The sequence below is a fragment of the Thiobacillus thioparus DSM 505 genome (assembly GCF_000373385.1).
Taxonomy (GTDB): Bacteria; Pseudomonadota; Gammaproteobacteria; order Burkholderiales; family Thiobacillaceae; genus Thiobacillus; species Thiobacillus thioparus.
Genome location: NZ_KB891316.1, coordinates 1 through 18,201 on the forward strand (window position 1 = coordinate 1; position 18,201 = coordinate 18,201).

Here is an 18,201-nt window from a genome sequence, read left to right on the forward strand (position 1 = left end):
TCACCCGTTCGCCACTCGCCACCAGGAGCAAGCTCCCGTGCTGCCGTTCGACTTGCATGTGTAAAGCATTCCGCCAGCGTTCAATCTGAGCCAGGATCAAACTCTTCAGTTCAATCTCTGCAATTACTACTAATACTTCAGTCGCTCAACTCAAACTCGCGACGCTAAATTAATAACGACGCTTCATTCAAGTGTGAGCATTTATGCTAGTTGTCAGACCAACCAAAGTCAGCCCAACTACCGCAACAACACCCACACCTATCGGCTGTAAATTGTTAAAGATCAATCTCTTACTGACTTCGCTTTCGCTGCGTTGCTGTTTCGAGAGGTGCGCATTCTACGTAGATCACATAAAACGTCAACACTTATTTTCGAAATGGTTGCGGGGGCAGGATTTGAACCTACGACCTTCGGGTTATGAGCCCGACGAGCTGCCAGACTGCTCCACCCCGCGCCTGTCGCAAATGAAACCGCGTCAATCGAGAAGCGGAACTATAGCAAAGCGAGCTTGGCGCCGTCAACACTTGCGGGCTCTATAGCAAAGCTCATCGAACTTCATTAGCAACATCTCCAATGTTTTCAATCGATTGAATGAATCCTGCCATCCCGGCCAAAATGGCGATAACGGCGGACAGCGCGAAACAGCCGGAAATCATGCACACTTATTGAGCAGACAATGCGTCGGGAAACTCGCTACCATTCAACGTCGCTGCCGATAGAAAGTCCGCTTGTGCACATTTCCGCTTTTTCCCTGTCGCGCCTGCCGCGCATCGAGTTCGGTCCCGGCGTGCTCGGCAAGTTGCCGGCCATTGCCCGCACCTACGGCACACGTGCTTTACTGGTGACCGGCGCGGGTTCGCTGAAGAACTCGCCATTCTGGGCAACCGTGACGGACGGGCTAAAGGCACAAGGGGTTTCCTGGTTGCATCTGGCTGTTCCGGGCGAACCTTCTCCGCTGATGGTGGATGAGGCCGTGCGCGCCTTACGCCCGGAATCCATTGACGTGGTCATCGGCCTCGGCGGCGGCAGCGCGCTGGATGCGGCCAAGGCGATTGCCGGTCTGCTCAAGCCCGGCAACTCGGTGATGGACCATCTGGAAGGCGTGGGGCCCGAACTCGCGTACGCCGGTCCGGCCACACCGTTCATTGCCGTACCGACCACCGCTGGCACTGGCTCGGAGGCGACCAAGAACGCCGTATTAAGCGTGCAGGGCGCGGATGGTTTCAAGAAATCCTTCCGCGACGAAAAACTAGTGGCCGAAGTCGCACTGGTCGACCCCGATCTCCTCGCCACCTGCCCTTCCTCCGTGATTGCGGCGAACGGGATGGATGCCTTCACCCAGTTGCTGGAGTCCTATGTTTCCTGCCGCGCCGCGCCCTTGACCGATTCGCTTGCCTGGGGCGGCATGAAGGCCGCCCGCGACGGCTTGCTGGCCTTGTATGCCGATGCCGGCGATGCGGCGGCGCGCAATCGCATGGCCTACGCGGCGCTGGTGTCGGGCATCACGCTGGCGCAGGTCGGCCTCGGCTCGGTGCACGGGCTGGCCGCGCCATTGGGAGCATTCTTTCCGATTCCGCACGGCGTCGCGTGCGGCACACTGGTAGCGCAGGCCACACGCGTCAATATCGACGCGCTGCAGGCACGCGAAGCGGATCACGCTGTACTGGAAAAATATGCACAGGTAGGGCGCCTGCTGGGCAAGCAGGGCCAACTGAACCAGACTGCGTCGCACACCGCCCTGATCGATACGCTCGACGCCTGGACACGCGAACTTCAGCTTCCATCCCTGGCGCAGTACGGAGTGACGCCCGCCGATATTCCGCGCATCGTGGCCAACAGCCGCGGCAGCAGCATGAAAACCAATCCGATTGCGCTCACCGACGCTGAGATCGCGGGCATTCTCGCCGCACGCATCTGACGCCCGCTCAAGTTAAACGGTTGTCGTCCGCTATTTCTGCGACCCCGTCATCTGGAACGCAACCATGCCCGGCCTCCTGCTTTTCTTCATCGTACTCGCACTTCCGGCAGTCTATGGCGTGTTCATCTTCAACCAGCTTGTCACGCTGAAGCATAACGTCGGCAAGGCCTGGTCGAATATCGACATCCTGCTCAAGCAGCGCCATGATGAATTGCCGAAGCTGGTCGAAACCTGCGAGCAATACATGCAATTCGAACAGGAGACGCTTGAAAAAGTGATGCACGCGCGCAGCCAGGTTGCGAGCGCACGGGAATCGCAGAACATCCCCGCATTGGGCCAGGCCGAAGGCGCATTGCGCGTGGGACTCGGCAATCTGTTCGCGGTCGCCGAGGCCTATCCCGATCTGAAGACCAACGAAACCTTCCTGCATCTGCAGGCGCGTATTACCGGGCTGGAAAACGCGATTGCCGACCGCCGCGAGTTCTACAACGATTCAGTCAACGTCAACAACGTGCGGGTGGAGCAGTTTCCCGACACCCTCGTGGCGCGTCTGTTCGCCTTCCGTCAGTTTCCGCTGCTGCGCTTTGCTGCCGAGGAAAAGAAAGACGTCGACCTGAAGCAGCTCTTCGACCGCTGATGCTCCCGGTACGCTGGACGGCCGAATGGCGGCATGACTACGCCAATTTCGCGCTGGGCGGCGGTAATCTGGCCATTCTGCTGCTTGGCTTCCAGCTGCATTCACATCTAGGCTGGCAAATCAGTTTTGCGTTGGTCGGGCTGACCAGTTTCTGGGCGTGGTTTGCCAACCTCAAGCGCTATCGCACCGTGGCGGATACGCCAACCTCGCGCATCGCCTCGGCCCCGCAAGGCTACATCGAACTCGTCGGACGCGGCAGCCAGCCGCCGGGCGACAACCTGATCAGCCCGGTCAACGGCCTGCCCTGCCTGTGGTACCGCTACCGCATCGAGCGCAAAAACGGCGACCGCTGGGAATACGTCGAATCCGCGATATCGCATGACACATTCGGCGTGAACGACGGCAGCGGCAGCATACTGATCGATCCCGACGGCGCGGAAATTCTTACTTCGCGCAAACAGGTCTCGACCTCGGGCGATTATCGCAAAACAGAATGGACGCTGATCGAAGGTGACACCATTTACGTGATCGGCGACCACGTAACCCTGGGCGGCCCCAATGCCGTGCTCGACAAGAAGGCCGATCTCGCTACGCTGCTGGCCGAATGGAAGGCCGACAAGACCGCCTTGCTGGCGCGTTTCGACGCCGACCGCGACGGCGAAATCAGCCTCGACGAGTGGGAGCGTGCGCGCCAGACCGCATCCGACGAAGTCGACCGGGCTCATCTCGATATCCGCTTGAAAGACGGCATTCATCTTGTGCGCAAACCGCCGCATGGCCGCCCCTTCCTGATCGCCAACCGCGAGGTCACCGCGCTGGTGCGGCATTTTCGGCTATGGAGCTGGCTGCACCTGGTGCTGACGATGGCCGCCCTGATCGGCCTGGCACTGCTCGGGCGCGCAGTCTGACGCTTGCCCTGCCCGGCTTCCCGCCCTATAGTCAAGGCACGGAGGACGCATCATGAAACCTGCCATACCCGAGACCCCTGCTGAATACGACCACACCCGCATCATCGAGCGGCCAGATGGGTGCTACTGGATCGATGCCATGACCGGCGAGGAATACGGTCCCTTCGCCAGCCTGCTGGAAGCCATACAGGATATGGAATACAACGCCGACAGCGACTACGAGCCTGGCGAAACGGTAGAAGAGGCCGAAGAAGAGATCGGCATTTCCGACTGGATCGACCCCGACACCGGCGACCCAGGCGAAGCGTCTCACCGCCCCGTCGACTGATTCCCGGCCAGCCGGGATTGCCCCGATACGCCCCGGTCTGCGGCTTCCGCTATCTGCGCCTCGCGCTCGAACGGATTGTCGCGATAGGGGTTGCCGCCGCGCAACCACGCAAGCAACCCTGCCAGCGGATACAGCACCAGCAGCAAAACACCCCAACGTTCAAATTGCCTGACATGCGCACGCTCGTGCACACGCGTCGCAGCCAGGGCACTCGATGACACGCCCAGCACGACGTGTCCCAACGTGATTGCCGCGACCGGTCCGCTGAACGGAAAGCCGCGCCGCAACACCCATGCCGGCCAGCCGCCCGCGGTTTCCAGCACACCCTCCACCTGCCGCATGGCGCCTCCACTACTCCGAGCGGCGAGCGCAATCAGCACGCCCAACAGAGTGACCGGAAACGGCCACAGATAGCGCAGGGAGCGGCGCATTCAGGTATCCAGCACGCCAGAAAACCAACGCGCCTCGTGCAAACCTTCCGCCACGAAATGCCGGTGCGCCTGTTCGAGCTGCGTCGCGGTCCCCGCTGCATACACGTCGAAGCGATGCAGATCCGGGTAATCCGTCACAATGCGTTGCAGCACGGCCTCCAGGTCGTCGGTCGGCGCATGCGGCAGATAGTTGAAATTATCCAGCGCATCGGTCCAGGCGCGGCACAGGTTGTCCTGATAATGCCCGGCCTCGTCGGCCAGCCAGTGCAGATCCATCGACTCGGCCAGTTCCAGCGACATGGCATGCTGGATCAGGCTCTTGATCGGCGCGAAGCCCGCGCCGAAAGCGAGGAAAATCACCGGACGCGGCGAGTCCTCGTCCAGCACGAATTCGCCGAAGGGCCCTTCCACCTTCACCACGTCATTGGCCTTCAAGCTGCCAAACACGCTCTCGACAAACGCATCGTCCGCCCTGCGCGGGATCTGGATCTCGATGTGACGATCCTCGCACGGGCAACTGGCAATGGCATAGCGCCCCTTCACCCCGTCGATCGACACGTCGACGCTCTGGCCGCCGAGATAGCGCAGGCGCTGGCTGCGCGGTGCGAGAATATGCAGCGCGGCCATGTGCGGATTGAACACCTCGATCGACTTCACCTTGGCGGTCAGTTGCTGCACCGGAATATCGCGCGCGCCCGCCACATTGGCTTCGATCACCACATCGTTGACCGGCGCATAGGCGCACAGCAGGATCATTCCGGCATCTTTTTCGGCTTCTCTCAGGACATAGTCGTGCGCATGGACCTTCGTCACCTCGCCCGACAGCACACGCGCCTTGCAGTCGCCGCAATTGCCGTTGCTGCAGCCGTAATTCAGCGACACGCCATTGCGCAGTGCAGCTTCCAACAGGGTATCGTTGCCCTCCACGTCGAATTCGTGGCCGCTGGGCTGGATGGTCACATGGGCTGACATGATTTTGAATATCCTTTCCTGCGCAATCGTCGCCTGCGCCTGCACCGCATCCGGCGGAACCTCGGCCAGATTGCGCAGCAGAAATGCGCGCACGGTATGCAGGGCGTGGCGCGTTTCCGCGCTTTGGTCTTCTTCGATTTCGTCGATTTTCTCGTCGAGCCAGGTCATCACGTTGCCATAATGCAGCAGCAAGGCCTTGGCTGCCGCATAGTCGTTGCCCAGCGCGTTCAGACGCGCCACCAGCACATCCTTGTCGGGCAGCGCACGCTCCAGCACCCGCTTGGCAAACGCCTTGTCCTTGATTTCCTGGACCCGGCGAAATTCGGCATCGTCGTCCCACTTCACCTCGGGAAACACGCGCAGCAACTCGTCGAGCTCGACCATGCCGTCAAAGGTCGCCAGCACACCGCCGCGAATCATCTCCTGCAGCGCATGACGCGGCTGGCCAACCAGCTTGGCCACACGGGAAAGCGGAAGTAAATGGCTCATGGCACGATGGTACTCCGTGTCCGCGGCGGACAGAATCGGCACTTCACCAGATTCTGAATCCCTGATTCGCCCGGCCACCCCGTCTGACAATACAATCCCGTCATGCCTTCCATCACCATCCGTTCGTGTCCCGCCGACGCCCGCGCCGCCCTCGAGCAGGCCGGGCTCGCGCCCGCCTGGGCGCGGTTGTATGCCGCCCGCGGCGTCAACCATCCAGACGAAGTCGCGCACCGCCTGCCGCAGCTGCTGCCGCCGGCCGGCCTGCTGCACATCGACCGCGCGGCTGCGCTGCTGGCCGACGCCATTCGCGACCACAAGCGCCTGCTCATCATCGCCGACTACGACGCCGACGGCGCCACAGCCTGCGCGGTCGGGGTGCGCGGCCTGCGCCTGCTCGGCGCGCAGGTCGATTTCATCGTGCCCAATCGGCTCGAACACGGCTACGGCCTCACCCCTGACATTGTGAAGCTCGCCGCCGCACGACAGCCCGACCTGCTGGTGACGGTGGACAACGGCATTGCCGCGGTCGACGGCGTGGCGGCGGCGAACGCGCTTGGCATCCCGGTGCTGGTCACCGACCATCACCTGCCCGGCGACGCGCTGCCGGACGCCGCCTGCATCGTCAACCCCAACCAGCCGGGCTGCGGCTTCGCGTCGAAGAATCTGGCCGGGGTCGGCGTGATGTTCTACGTGCTGCTGGCGCTGCGTGCCGAACTGCGCCAGCGCGGCGTCTACGTCGACACGCCCGAACCGGATCTGCGCACCCTGCTCGACCTGGTCGCGCTCGGCACGATTGCCGACGTCGTCAAGCTCGACGCCAACAACCGCACCCTGGTCGCCCAGGGGCTCGCGCGGGTGCGCGCGGGCAAGGCCAACGCCGGCGTCAACGCGTTGTTCCGCGCCGCCGGGCGCGAGCCTGCGCGCGCCACCGTGTTCGACCTCGGCTTCATGCTCGGTCCGCGGCTGAACGCCGCCGGCCGCATCGACGACATGGCGCTCGGCATCGAATGCCTGCTGGCCGACGACCCCACCCCCGCGCAGCGGCTGGCGCAGCAGCTCGACACGCTCAACCGCGCGCGGCGCGACGTCGAGGCCGACATGCTGGAGGAGGCGCTCGCCATTCTCGCCACCTTCAATCCCGACGACAGCCACAGCCTCACCGCGTATCAGCCCGACTGGCACGTCGGCGTGATAGGCATCCTGGCGTCGCGCCTGAAGGACAAGTTCCACCGCCCCACCATCGTCTTCGCGTCTAGCGACAGCGGCGAACTCAAGGGCTCGGGCCGCTCCATCCCCGGCCTGCATCTGCGCGACGCGCTCGACCTGGTCTACAAGCGCCACCCCGGCCTGATCGTCAAATTCGGCGGCCACGCCATGGCCGCCGGGCTCAGCATTCCCGCCGGGCGCCACACAGAATTCGGCAAGGCGTTCGAAGCCGTGGTGCGCGAACTGATCGACCCGGCGGATCTGGAAGGCATGATCGAAACCGACGGCGAACTGGACATCGCCGAGCACCGCTACGAGCTCGCCGAACAGTTCGACCATGCGGTCTGGGGGCAAGGCTTCCCCGCGCCGCTGTTCACCGCCACCTTCGATGTCGTGGCGCAGCGCGTCGTCGGCGAGAAACACCTGAAACTCAAGCTGGCGTGCGGGGAGACCTCGTTCGACGCCATGCGGTTCTTCCAGGCCGACCCGCTGCCCGACCGCATCCGCGCCGTCTACGCACTCATGCCGAACGAATTCAATGGCCAGCAGTCATTGCAACTCAAACTGCAACACTGGGAGCCTGTCTGATGATTTCCCTTGCAACTTGAAACTGCGCTCATGCCGCCGATCACACTTGCCCTCATCCTGCTGAATGTTCTCGTCTATGTGCTCGAACTCGTCACCGGGCCCGAGATCATCCGCATCTTCGGCCTGTGGCCGCCGGGTTCGGGCGGCGCGTTCCATCTGTGGCAACTGGTCACCTACAGCTTCCTGCACGGCTCGCTTACGCATCTGGGATTCAACATGTTCGCCGTGTGGATGTTCGGCGCCGAACTGGAAAGGCGCTGGAACGACCTGCGCTACCTGCTGACCTATCTGCTCAGCGTCGTCGTGGCCGCGATGACGCAGATCGCCGTCTCCGGCTACTTCCTGCACAGCAGCAGCCCCGTCATCGGCGCCTCGGGCGGCGTGTTCGGCCTCCTGCTGGCCTATGCGATGTACTTCCCCCGCAACGTCATCACCCTTATTTTCCTGCCCTTCATCCGCATTCCCGCGCGCACGTTCGTGCTGGGCTATGGAATCGTCGAGCTTGTTCTCGGCCTCACCAGCACCGATGCGGGCGTCGCCCACTTCGCCCACCTCGGCGGGTTGTTCGGCGGTTGGCTTGGGGTGCAGTATTTCCGCGGACGCGGGGTGTTCGGCAAGCGCTGATCCGGCTCGAGTTACAAGACTCAAGGCGGCCGTGGCTTGGCGGAAGGCCGCTCACTCCTCTTGAATCTTGCAACTTGCGTCCTGCACCTCAGGCATAGCCCTCGGGATTGCCCGCTTGCCAGCGCCAGGCATCGGCACACATACGCGACAGATCGTATTCGGCCCGCCAGCCCAGCTCGCGCGCCGCGCGGGCCGGATCGGCCCAGCATTGCGCCACGTCACCGGCACGGCGCGCCACGATCCGGTACGGCACCGGTTTGCCGCTGGCCGCCTCGAACGCACGCACCATGTCGAGCACGCTCACCCCGCGACCGGTGCCCAGGTTCCAGGTCTGCACCCCGCCCAGTTGCAGCAATTTGTTCAGCGCCGCCACATGCCCGCGCGCCAGGTCGACCACATGGATATAGTCGCGCACGCCGGTGCCGTCCGGCGTCGGATAGTCGCCACCGAACACGTTGAGATGCGGGCGCCGTCCTACCGCCACCTGCGCAACAAAGGGCATCAGGTTGTTGGGAATGCCGCGCGGGTCTTCGCCGATCAATCCCGATTCATGCGCGCCCACCGGATTGAAATAGCGCAGCAGCGCAACGTTCCAGCCCGGATCACTCAGCGCGATATCGCGCAGCATCTCTTCGATGACCAGCTTGGAGCGGCCGTAGGGGTTGGTCGCCGACAGCGGAAAATCCTCGGTAATCGGCACCGTCGCCGGATCGCCGTACACCGTGGCGGACGACGAGAACACCACCGCCTTCACGCCGGCCGCTGCCATTTCCTCGAACAGCGCGATGCTGCCAGCGATGTTGTTGTCGTAATACAGGAGCGGTTTTTCCACCGACTCGCCCACCGCTTTCAGTCCAGCGAAATGCACCACCGCATCGATGTGGTGCCCGGCGAACAGCGCGCGCAGCGCTGCACGGTCGCGGATGTCGCCCTGCACAAATGTCACCGGCCGGTCGGCGATCTGCGCCACCCGTTCCAGCGATTTCACGCTGCTGTTCGACAGATTGTCGAACACCGTCACCTCATGTCCTGCCGCCAGGCATTCCACTGCGGTATGCGAGCCGATATAGCCCGCACCGCCGGTCAACAACACATTCACACGCGCCTCCCTCGTAGCCTTATCACTTGCTGTCAGCCTCCAGACACAGCGCCAGCGCCGCATGCCAGTCCTGAAGGCTTATACCGAATGTCTGTTTCAGTTTATCGTTGTTCAATCGCGAATTGAGCGGTCGTCTCGCCGGGGTCGGATAGTCGCTACTGGGGATGGGAAGCAAGCGGGCACCCGCGTCATCGTGCGTCTGGATCGCCTTGGCGAACCCGTGCCACGAGGTCTCGCCGGCATTGGTCATGTGATACACCCCCCAGGGGGCTCCTTCATCGAACCTGCTTGCCGGGGCTGCGACCTGACTCAAGACCAAGGCCGTGGCCTCGGCCAGATCGCGGCACCAGGTCGGCGCGCCAATCTGGTCGGCGACGATCTTCAGTTCCGGTCGCTCGCGCATCAGGCGGCGCATGGTCAGCAGAAAGTTGCTGCCACGCGCACCGTACACCCAGGATGTGCGGAAAATGAGATGGCGACAGCCAGTGGCCTGAATGGCGCGTTCGCCTGCCAGCTTGGTCGCGCCATACACATTGAGAGGATCGCAGGCGCCGTCCTCTTTCCAGGGCGTGCTGCCGCTGCCGTTGAACACATAGTCGGTGGAGTAATGCACCAGCAGCGCACCCAGCCTGGCCGCCTCCTCAGCCAAAACGCCCGGCGCAACGGCGTTCACCGCATGCGCTAGTTCCGGCTCGCTCTCGGCCTTGTCCACGGCGGTATAGGCAGCCGGGTTGACGATGATGTTCGGTGCCATTTCGCGTACCGTCTGGCGTACCGCATCGGCATCGGCCAGATTCATGGACCGGGAGTCCAGTGCAACCACCTCGCCCAGGCAACTCAGCGTGCGCCGCAGTTCCCAGCCGACCTGGCCACGAGCCCCTGTCAGCAGGATGCGTCGAACGGTGGTCATGCGTAGACCTCCGCATCCTTGAGCAAAGGTTGAACCCGGTCCTTGGCGGACAGCACAGGCGTCCCTTCGAGCGGCCATGCCACCCCGATCTGTGGATCGTCCCAGCGGATGCCTCGATCCCACTGCGGGGCGTAGTACGTGGTGGTCTTGTAGAGGAAATCTGCGCTATCGGACAACACCAGGAAACCATGTGCGAACCCTGGCGGGATCCACATCATGCGCTGGTTTTCAGCCGAGAGCTCGTAGCCGACCCATTGTCCGAAATGCGGCGAGGATTTGCGCAGATCCACTGCCACGTCGAAGACCGAGCCACTCACCACGCGTACCAGTTTTCCCTGCGGCTCGTTGACCTGGTAATGCAATCCGCGCAATACGCCCCTGGCTGAACGCGAATGGTTGTCCTGCACGAAATCCGCTTCGAGGCCGCATTTCGCAAACGTCTGTTTGTTCCAGCTTTCCAGGAAGAAGCCACGCGCATCGCCGAACACCTTGGGTTCAAGGATAAGGACACCGGGGAGGGAAGTTTCGATTACGTTCATTTTTGGAGGGGGCGGTGAGTGGTGAGTGGTGAGCGATTTCAGCTTACTGCTCACCGCTCCCTACTCACCATTTCAAAAAATCCGTTCATTCAACATATTCAGCAAATATTGCCCATACCCATTCTTCCGCATGGGCGCGGCCAATTTCTCCACTTGCTCGGCCGTGATATATCCCTGTCGATAGGCAATTTCTTCCGGACAGGCGATCTTCAGGCCCTGGCGTTTCTCGATCGTCTCGATGAACAGAGAAGCCTCGAGCATCGATTCGTGGGTGCCCGTATCGAGCCAGGCATGACCACGCCCCATGATCGACACTTCGAGCTCGCCCGCGTCAAGATAGTGCCGGTTGACGTCGGTGATCTCCAGTTCGCCGCGCGGCGAGGGCTTCAGGTTGCGGGCAATGTCGACCACCTGCTTGTCATAGAAATAAAGCCCGGTGACTGCGTAATGCGATTTGGGCCGAGCGGGTTTTTCTTCCAGACTGACCGCTTTTCCTGTGGCATCGAAGTCCACAACGCCATAACGTTCCGGGTCGTGCACGCGATAAGCAAACACCGTAGCGCCGGTTTCCCGCTCGCTCGCCGCGCACAGGTCTTTCGCCATGTCATGGCCATAAAAAATATTGTCGCCCAGTACCAGCGCGCTGGGGCTATTCCCCACAAAATCCGCACCGATGATGAACGCCTGGGCAAGTCCTTCCGGATTAGGCTGTACCGCATACTGCAAATTGACTCCCCACTGGCTGCCGTCGCCCAGCAACTGCTCGAAGCGAGGCGTATCCTGAGGCGTCGAAATGACCAGGATGTCCCGAATCCCTGCCTGCATCAGCGTAGTGAGCGGGTAATAGATCATCGGCTTGTCGTAAATCGGCAGCAGCTGCTTGGACACGGCCAGCGTCGCCGGATACAGACGGGTGCCGGAGCCACCGGCGAGGATGATTCCTTTGCGATTCATTGAGCGCTTCTTTCTGCGTAGTTGGTATCGACCCATTTGCGGTATTCGCCGCTCGCCACATGCTCCACCCACGCCATGTTGTCCAGATACCAGCGTACTGTCTTGCGGATGCCCGTCTCGAAGGTCTCGGCCGGCTTCCAGCCCAGTTCGCGATGGATCTTGCTGGCGTCGATGGCGTAGCGCCGGTCATGGCCGGGGCGGTCCTTCACATAGGTGAGCAGGCGTGAATAGGGCCCGGCCGGGTCGGGACGCATTTCGTCGAGCAGCGCGCACACCGTTTTCACGATCTCGATGTTCGGCATCTCGTTCCAGCCGCCCACGTTGTAGGTCTCGCCCGTCTTGCCTTGCGCCAGCACGGTGCGGATCGCCGAACAGTGGTCGGTGACGTACAGCCAGTCGCGCACATTCATGCCGTCGCCGTAGATCGGCAACGGCTTGCCGTGCGTGGCATTGAGGATCATCAGCGGGATCAGCTTTTCAGGGAACTGATAGGGGCCGTAATTGTTCGAACAATTGGTCGTCAGCACCGGCAAGCCATAGGTGTGGTGATACGCCCGCACCAGATGGTCGGACGACGCCTTGCTGGCCGAATACGGGCTGTTGGGCGCAAACGGCGTCGTCTCGGTGAACGGCGCATCGTCCGGCCCCAGCGAACCGTAGACCTCGTCGGTGGATACGTGCAGGAAGCGGAACGCAACCTTTTCATCTTCCGGCAGCCCCATCCAGTGAGCGCGCGCCTCTTCCAGCAAATGGAAGGTGCCCACCACGTTGGTCTGAATGAAATCCTCCGGCCCGTGGATCGAGCGGTCGACGTGCGACTCGGCAGCGAAGTTGACGATCGCGCGCGGGCGATGGCTGGCAAGCAGTTGGCCGACCAGCGCGCGATCACCGATGTCGCCCTGCACGAAGACATGGCGCGGATCGCCTTTCAGGCTGGCCAGATTCTCTAGATTGCCCGCATACGTGAGCTTGTCGAGATTGACGACCGGCTCATCGTTGACCCGCAGCCAGTCCAGAATGAAGTTCGCACCGATGAAGCCGGCACCGCCTGTAACCAAGATCACATTAATTTCCCAATAACAGTCTACAAACGCCAGACATTAAACCCGGCCGCCTTGATGGCTGCCTGATCATAGGCTGACTTTACATCGGTAAAAATCCCACCCTTGCGCAGCCCGGAAGTCAGATCAGCCAAGGGCATGGCCAAATACTCCGCGTGCGACACTGCGGCAACGATGGCATCGGCATTGCCGGGCAATTGCTCCCAGGGGGTCAGGCGGATGCCATATTCATGCTCGGCCTCCTGCGATTCGGCAATGGGGTCGTGAACGGCAACGTCACAGCCGAAATCCTTTAATTCCTTTACCAGATCGGCCACCTTGGAATTGCGCAGATCGGGACAATTTTCCTTGAAGGTGAGCCCTAGCACGATGACTTTTGCGCCCTTCACCGTGCCGCCGTTGTTGATCATGCCTTTGACGGTCTGCTGCGCCACATAGGCTGCCATGCCATCGTTGATCTTGCGGCCGGCAAGAATCACTTGCGGATGGTAGCCCAGCATCTCGGCCTTGTGGGTCAGGTAATAAGGATCGACGCCGATGCAATGACCTCCGACCAGCCCGGGGCGGAACGGCAGGAAATTCCATTTGGTACCCGCCGCTTGCAGAACCTCCAGGGTATCGATGCCAAGGCGGTCGAAAATCAGCGCAAGCTCGTTCATCAGGGCGATATTGAGGTCGCGCTGGGTATTCTCGATCACCTTGGCAGCCTCGGCGACCTTGATCGAACTGGCGCGATGCACACCGGCGGTAATGACCGAGGCATACAGTTCGGCGACCGCTTGGGAGGTGGGACCGTCATCGCCGGAGACGACCTTCACGATCTTGGTGATGGTGCGTTCCCTGTCGCCCGGATTGACCCGCTCGGGCGAATAGCCGACATGGAAGTCCTGCTTCCATGTCATGCCCGAGTGCTTTTCCAGCAACGGGATGCAGACTTCTTCGGTCGCGCCAGGATAGACCGTGGATTCATAGACCACGGTAGCGCCCTTCTTCATGTGCTTGCCGACCGTTGTGGAAGAGCCGACCAGCGGAGAGAAATCGGGAATGTGGGCTTCGTCGACCGGCGTGGGTACGGCGATGATGATGAAGTCGGCCCTGGAAATCGTGCTGGGGTCGGTGCTGACGCTCAAGTGGGTTGCCGCCTTCAGGTCTTCCGTGCTGACTTCCCCGGTGGGGTCGCAATAGTTCTTGTAGCTGGCGATTTTTGACTCCGACAGATCGAAACCGATCGTCTCGATTTTCTTGCCGAATTCGACCGCCAAAGGCAAGCCGACGTAACCCAGGCCGACAACAGCAACAACCGTCATGATCGCTCCCCAATACAATTGTTAGAACTTGCGTCAGGCTCCCTGTCCCGGCACATGCCCTGAATACTGAACTCACTTCCTCAATAGCTGCTGCGCCGCGCCCAGGATGAACAAGGTATTCGTCACCAGATAACGTTTCCACAATCGCCTCGGCTCCGATACCAGACGGTGCAGCCATTCCAGACCGTTGTCGCGCATCCATGCCGGGGCGCGCTGCACCGTACCGGCATGGAAATCAAAGGCTGCCCCTACCCCGATCATCACCGCATTGACGCGCCCCCGATGCTCGGCCATCCAACGTTCCTGCTTGGGGCAGCCGAGCCCGACGAACACGATGCCTGCGCCGCTGTCATTGATCCGGGCTACTGCTGCGGCATCCTCTTCCGTCGTCAGTGCGCGAAACGGCGGCGATTCCATCGTCATCTGCAAATCGGGAAATGCCGCCGGCAAGCGCCCTTTCAGCAACCCCAACGTTGCCTCGGTGCTGCCGTAGCAATAGATCGGCACGCCTTCATTCGCCGCGCGCTCGCACAATACCCACATCAGATCCGGTCCGCTGATGCGCGACTGCCCGGCAAATCCCTGTTGCCTCAGCATCCACGCCACAGGGGCGCCGTCAGGCGTCGCCATGTCCGATCCGTTGATCACCTCACGGTAGGTCGCATCACGCCATGCGCTCACCACCACATGCACATTGCAGATCGTCACATAGCGACTTTCGCGCGCATGCGCCCAGCCGAGCAGGCGACTAATCGCTACGTCCCACGTCAGCGCGTCAATCTGGGCGCCGAGCACAGAGCCGACAGTTCGCTTGAACAACATTTCTTAAACCTTCGACAGATCAGTTGCGAGGATCGCCACGATCCGCTCGGCCGCCCTGCCGTCCCACAGTTCCGGTCGACGTCCCGTTTTCGCCTCACCGAGGCCCGCAAATGCAGCCAGGATATTCTCGGGCCGCGTGCCTACCAGCACATTGGTCCCTTCTTCGACCGTCACCGGCCGCTCGGTATTTTCGCGCAGGGTGAAGCAAGGCACGCCCAAAGCGGTGGTTTCCTCCTGCAACCCCCCGCTGTCGGTCATCACCACCTCCGCGTCCTTCCACAGATGGAGAAATTCCATATAGGCCAACGGGCCGGTCAGCGTCACGCGGTCGCCCAGGTCAATGCCGAATTTGTCCAGATTGGCACGGGTGCGGGGGTGTACCGGGAAGATCAACGGCAGGGTCTCGCTGATCTCACGTAGCGACTGGCCGATACCAGTGAACGTCTCCGCATGGTCGACATTGGACGGCCGGTGCAAGGTCACTACGCCATAACGCGGCTGTCCCGCCTTGTAGCCTGCCGTAGGAAATACACTCATATCCACCTGCTGAAGCTTGTCATGCTGGTAGAGAAGGTTATCCACCATCACATGGCCCACGAAATGGATCTTCTCCCTGGCCTTGCCTTCGCGCAGTAGGTTGTCCACCCCGGCAGGTTCGGTGACGAAGAACCAGTCCGAGATCGAATCGGTGACGATGCGGTTGATCTCTTCCGGCATCGCCATGTCGCCGCTGCGCAGGCCCGCTTCCACATGCGCCACCGGAATGTGCATCTTCTTCGCCACGATCGAACAGGCGATAGTCGAATTCACATCGCCCACCACCAGCACTGCATCCGGTCGCTCGGCCAGACACAATTGCTCGAAGCCCAGCATGATCTTCGCCGTCTGCTCCGCGTGCGAGCCGCCGCCCGCCCCCATGAACACATCCGGTGCCGGAATACCCAATTCCTCGAAGAACACTTCGTTCATCTCGCGGTCGTAGTGCTGGCCGGTATGGATGATCTTGTATCGCAGGCCGCCGTGGGATTCCAGCGCTCGCACGATCGGCGCGATCTTCATGAAATTGGGTCGTGCACCCGCCACCAGGTAGAGCGTTTTCATTGGGCCAGCCTCGCCAGTTCAGTCACAATGCGGTTGATAAATTCACGGAAGGCGAACTTGCCGGTAATCATTTCGCGCGAGCGTTCGCCCATGCGGGCGGCCAATTCCGGCGAATCCAGAATCGTTGCCATTTTCTCTGCCAGTTCTTCGGGCGTGTCCTCACGCAGACGAAAACCGTTTTCTCCGTCCACCACCAAGTCGTCCGCGCTGCCATCGGCAAACCCCGACACGATCGGCAGGCGATGCGCCATCGCCTCATTGATCCCCAGCCCGCCGGTACCCGGCAGCACATAGAGTTCGGCCGCATCGAAATACGGCCCCACGCCTTCCACAATCGACCCCGTCAGCACCACATCGTCGCGCCCCGCACATAAGTGTCGGATCACAGGCAGATGCTCGCCATCGCCCACCAGCACCAGCACCGCATCCTTGCGCTGCATCCGGTCGAGCGCCTGCAAGATCACCTCGATACGCTTTTCCGCCAGCACCGCGCCCACAAACAAGATGATCTTGCGGTCGCCGATTTCGGGATGCTTGCCGACCACTAATGCGCGTGCCTCGGTCTTGGGCAGGGTTGTAATCTTTTCCTCGTTAATCGTGTTATGCATCACCGTCACCTGATCCGCACGCGCGCCGTGGCTCATGGCGTAATCGCGTGCGTTGGAGTGGTAAGCGAGGTGATAGTCGTAGCGTGGAATAAAACGATCGAGCAAAAAACTTTTCAGTTTGCCGGGGTGGAACTCGTAGCCACACAACCAGGACACCAATTTGAAGCCCAGCTGATCTTTCTGCGCACTAATCTTCCAGTGCGACCAGTTTCCCGAATGGGCTGCATTGATCACAACATCCGGCCTGATCTCGGCAATTTTTTTAACAACATCGAAATAGCGGCGAAAGGTATAGGTGCCAAACCGGTATTCTCGGAAATCGTACTTGGCCTCGTTCAACACCACAGGCTCCTTGATTCCGACCCGCCCCACTGCGCGTCTGGCATCCTGCCCTGACAACAACCAAAGCTCGATGTCCTGTGCCTGCAACTGCTTTTCCAGCGCCTTGTAGGTTTCCTTCTGGTAGTGCATCACCCGATCGGTGATGAAAAGCACCCGCTTCATGTTGCGTCCCTGTTCATTATGCGTTGTCAGGTTCATCTGCCGTCGCTTCTGCCATGGCATCGCGATAAATAGCCCGCAATATTTCCAGGTTCCGCCGTGGCGTGTATTTTGATTCGTATTCCTTGCGCGCTGCCTCGCCCATACCACGAATCGCATCCGGATGCGCCCGCGCCCAGGCCAGTTTTTCTGCCAAGTCGCTCGCATCGCCTGGGTTGAACAACAAGCCGGTTTCACCATCCCGTATCAATGCAGCCATCGCCCCCAGCCGACTGGCAATAACAGGTAGCCCACAGGCAAACGCCTCAACCAGGGTGCGCGGAAAATTCTCATACCACAGACTGGGCATCACCAAAGCCAAGCTGGATTTCATCCGCTCGACAATATAGGGGCCTTGCTGCCAGCCTGCCATTTTTACGTTCGCCAGCGAATCGATCGCCCCCTCTTCAGGACCTGTCCCGATCACCTCACACTGCACGTCAGGCAAAGTGGCCAGCGCAGCGGCCAACGTGGCGATGCCTTTCTCGGCAGACAAGCGCCCGACATATAAAAACCCCGCGCGCGCAGTTGAATCCAAACCCGGGTCCGCTACGAAATTCGGTTTGACGCGCAGGCGGCCGGCAGGCAATCCCCCACGCACGAACACGTCACGGCAAAAATCGTTCAGCGCAATGTAGCACGTCACCTTGCTTGTATAAGTCCCCATCCCGCGATGCAACATAAGCATTGAGGCCAGCGCGGCCGATTGCGGCAACGACCCCCGATAACAGCCCCGCGCCGCACCGCGCCAGGGCACCTTTCCCACGCAGTCCTCGCACACCTTGCCCTCGCGTAAAAGCATCGCCTGCGGACAAAGCAGGCGGAAATTATGCAAGGTCTGCACGACAGGCACATGACGTCTGGCCGCTGCCCAGTAAAGCGAAGGCGAAATCAGCGGAAAAGTATTGTGGCTGTGGACCACATCCGGTCGAAATCGGCTCAGGACGGCCTCGACGTCACGCATGGTTCGTGCAGACCACAAGGTATCCCGTGCCACCGCCAGCTTGCCCATGGATTCGATGTCATGGTTTTCGCGCCGGTACAGTTCCACCTCATATCCGTGGTCGCGCAACAGCTGGATCTCGTCGTCCACCACCGAGTCTTCGCCACCCCGCTGCTGGTAGGCGTTGTGGACAAACAAAATGCGCAACGCTTCCAT

At 61.1% G+C, this 18,201-nt stretch carries 18 protein-coding genes, 1 tRNA gene and 1 rRNA gene; 6 read left to right on the forward strand and 14 right to left on the reverse strand.

Features of this window, described 5'->3' with window-relative positions; genetic code table 11:
- Both B058_RS0100005 and B058_RS0100010 read right to left on the reverse strand, forming a co-directional pair.
- Positions 1-112 (reverse strand): 16S ribosomal RNA (locus B058_RS0100005); the annotation flags it as partial.
- Between the two features lie 265 nt (positions 113-377).
- Positions 378-454: transfer RNA gene (locus tag B058_RS0100010), tRNA-Met, on the reverse strand.
- A gap of 276 nt (positions 455-730) precedes the next feature.
- On the opposite strand from B058_RS0100010, the gene B058_RS0100015 reads away from it, so the two are divergent.
- The 4 genes from B058_RS0100015 (at position 731) to B058_RS0100030 (ending at position 3,791) form a co-directional block, all read left to right on the forward strand.
- Positions 731-1,918, forward strand: a complete 1,188-nt coding sequence (locus B058_RS0100015; RefSeq protein ID WP_026240497.1) for an iron-containing alcohol dehydrogenase — start codon at positions 731-733, stop codon at positions 1,916-1,918.
- Positions 1,919-1,982: 64 nt separating this feature from the next.
- Positions 1,983-2,555 carry a LemA family protein gene (locus B058_RS0100020; protein WP_018506402.1) on the forward strand — a complete coding sequence of 191 codons (573 nt, stop codon included), beginning with the start codon at positions 1,983-1,985 and terminating at the stop codon, positions 2,553-2,555.
- Positions 2,555-3,463, forward strand: coding sequence for an EF-hand domain-containing protein (locus tag B058_RS0100025; RefSeq protein WP_018506403.1), 909 nt, complete (start codon positions 2,555-2,557; stop codon positions 3,461-3,463). The genes B058_RS0100020 and B058_RS0100025 overlap by 1 nt, the downstream gene beginning before the upstream one ends.
- A gap of 52 nt (positions 3,464-3,515) precedes the next feature.
- Positions 3,516-3,791: a hypothetical protein gene (locus B058_RS0100030; RefSeq protein ID WP_018506404.1), complete on the forward strand. Its 276-nt coding sequence runs from the start codon at positions 3,516-3,518 to the stop codon at positions 3,789-3,791.
- On the opposite strand, the gene B058_RS0100035 is transcribed toward B058_RS0100030, so the two are convergent.
- Positions 3,773-4,222, reverse strand: coding sequence for a hypothetical protein (locus B058_RS0100035; protein ID WP_018506405.1), 450 nt, complete (start codon positions 4,220-4,222; stop codon positions 3,773-3,775). The two genes, B058_RS0100030 and B058_RS0100035, sit on opposite strands and share 19 nt — an antisense overlap.
- Entirely contained in the window at positions 4,223-5,683 is a 1,461-nt protein-coding gene (locus tag B058_RS0100040; protein ID WP_040723028.1) for a 2Fe-2S iron-sulfur cluster-binding protein, read from the reverse strand.
- A gap of 102 nt (positions 5,684-5,785) precedes the next feature.
- Here B058_RS0100040 and recJ point away from each other — a divergent pair, with 102 nt between their 5' ends.
- Positions 5,786-7,477: a single-stranded-DNA-specific exonuclease RecJ gene (gene recJ, locus B058_RS0100045; RefSeq protein ID WP_018506407.1), complete on the forward strand. Its 1,692-nt coding sequence runs from the start codon at positions 5,786-5,788 to the stop codon at positions 7,475-7,477.
- A gap of 9 nt (positions 7,478-7,486) precedes the next feature.
- Complete coding sequence (locus B058_RS0100050) at positions 7,487-8,101, forward strand: rhomboid family intramembrane serine protease (RefSeq protein WP_245539222.1); 615 nt, start codon at positions 7,487-7,489, stop codon at positions 8,099-8,101.
- A gap of 88 nt (positions 8,102-8,189) precedes the next feature.
- Here the strand turns inward: B058_RS0100050 and galE are convergent, their stop codons facing one another.
- The 10 genes from galE to B058_RS0100100 form a co-directional block, all read right to left on the reverse strand.
- Entirely contained in the window at positions 8,190-9,200 is a 1,011-nt protein-coding gene (galE, locus tag B058_RS0100055; RefSeq protein WP_018506409.1) for a UDP-glucose 4-epimerase GalE, read from the reverse strand.
- A 22-nt stretch (positions 9,201-9,222) separates the two neighbouring features.
- Entirely contained in the window at positions 9,223-10,110 is an 888-nt protein-coding gene (gene rfbD, locus B058_RS0100060; protein WP_018506410.1) for a dTDP-4-dehydrorhamnose reductase, read from the reverse strand.
- Positions 10,107-10,649, reverse strand: coding sequence for a dTDP-4-dehydrorhamnose 3,5-epimerase (gene rfbC / locus B058_RS0100065; RefSeq protein ID WP_026240498.1), 543 nt, complete (start codon positions 10,647-10,649; stop codon positions 10,107-10,109). Before rfbC ends, rfbD begins: the two co-directional genes overlap by 4 nt.
- A gap of 72 nt (positions 10,650-10,721) precedes the next feature.
- Positions 10,722-11,603, reverse strand: a complete 882-nt coding sequence (rfbA, locus tag B058_RS0100070) for a glucose-1-phosphate thymidylyltransferase RfbA (protein ID WP_018506412.1) — start codon at positions 11,601-11,603, stop codon at positions 10,722-10,724.
- The gene (gene rfbB, locus B058_RS0100075) at positions 11,600-12,667 is read right to left on the reverse strand and encodes a dTDP-glucose 4,6-dehydratase (RefSeq protein WP_018506413.1); all 1,068 of its coding nucleotides are present in this window, start codon (positions 12,665-12,667) and stop codon (positions 11,600-11,602) included. Before rfbB ends, rfbA begins: the two co-directional genes overlap by 4 nt.
- Before the next feature lie 20 nt (positions 12,668-12,687).
- Positions 12,688-13,971 carry a nucleotide sugar dehydrogenase gene (locus B058_RS0100080; RefSeq protein WP_018506414.1) on the reverse strand — a complete coding sequence of 428 codons (1,284 nt, stop codon included), beginning with the start codon at positions 13,969-13,971 and terminating at the stop codon, positions 12,688-12,690.
- Positions 13,972-14,043: 72 nt separating this feature from the next.
- A complete protein-coding gene (locus tag B058_RS0100085; RefSeq protein ID WP_018506415.1) occupies positions 14,044-14,793 on the reverse strand; it encodes a WecB/TagA/CpsF family glycosyltransferase in 750 nt (249 codons plus the stop codon).
- Positions 14,794-14,796: 3 nt separating this feature from the next.
- Complete coding sequence (gene wecB, locus B058_RS0100090; protein ID WP_018506416.1) at positions 14,797-15,894, reverse strand: non-hydrolyzing UDP-N-acetylglucosamine 2-epimerase; 1,098 nt, start codon at positions 15,892-15,894, stop codon at positions 14,797-14,799.
- Positions 15,891-16,997: a glycosyltransferase family 4 protein gene (locus B058_RS0100095; protein WP_169335068.1), complete on the reverse strand. Its 1,107-nt coding sequence runs from the start codon at positions 16,995-16,997 to the stop codon at positions 15,891-15,893. The genes wecB and B058_RS0100095 overlap by 4 nt, the downstream gene beginning before the upstream one ends.
- 25 nt (positions 16,998-17,022) lie before the next feature.
- Positions 17,023-18,201: a glycosyltransferase gene (locus B058_RS0100100; RefSeq protein ID WP_018506418.1), complete on the reverse strand. Its 1,179-nt coding sequence runs from the start codon at positions 18,199-18,201 to the stop codon at positions 17,023-17,025.

Bases quoted from the DNA above. Each gene is read 5' to 3' on its own strand.
- B058_RS0100020 (WP_018506402.1), top strand. From the start codon at position 1,983: ATGCCCGGCCTCCTGCTTTTCTTCATCGTACTCGCACTTCCGGCAGTC.
- B058_RS0100025 (WP_018506403.1), top strand. From the start codon at position 2,555: ATGCTCCCGGTACGCTGGACGGCCGAATGGCGGCATGACTACGCCAAT.
- B058_RS0100030 (WP_018506404.1), top strand. From the start codon at position 3,516: ATGAAACCTGCCATACCCGAGACCCCTGCTGAATACGACCACACCCGC.
- B058_RS0100035 (WP_018506405.1), bottom strand. From the start codon at position 4,222: ATGCGCCGCTCCCTGCGCTATCTGTGGCCGTTTCCGGTCACTCTGTTG.
- B058_RS0100040 (WP_040723028.1), bottom strand. From the start codon at position 5,683: ATGAGCCATTTACTTCCGCTTTCCCGTGTGGCCAAGCTGGTTGGCCAG.
- recJ (WP_018506407.1), top strand. From the start codon at position 5,786: ATGCCTTCCATCACCATCCGTTCGTGTCCCGCCGACGCCCGCGCCGCC.
- rfbD (WP_018506410.1), bottom strand. From the start codon at position 10,110: ATGACCACCGTTCGACGCATCCTGCTGACAGGGGCTCGTGGCCAGGTC.
- rfbC (WP_026240498.1), bottom strand. From the start codon at position 10,649: ATGAACGTAATCGAAACTTCCCTCCCCGGTGTCCTTATCCTTGAACCC.
- rfbA (WP_018506412.1), bottom strand. From the start codon at position 11,603: ATGAATCGCAAAGGAATCATCCTCGCCGGTGGCTCCGGCACCCGTCTG.
- B058_RS0100080 (WP_018506414.1), bottom strand. From the start codon at position 13,971: ATGACGGTTGTTGCTGTTGTCGGCCTGGGTTACGTCGGCTTGCCTTTG.
- B058_RS0100085 (WP_018506415.1), bottom strand. From the start codon at position 14,793: ATGTTGTTCAAGCGAACTGTCGGCTCTGTGCTCGGCGCCCAGATTGAC.
- wecB (WP_018506416.1), bottom strand. From the start codon at position 15,894: ATGAAAACGCTCTACCTGGTGGCGGGTGCACGACCCAATTTCATGAAG.
- B058_RS0100100 (WP_018506418.1), bottom strand. From the start codon at position 18,201: ATGGAAGCGTTGCGCATTTTGTTTGTCCACAACGCCTACCAGCAGCGG.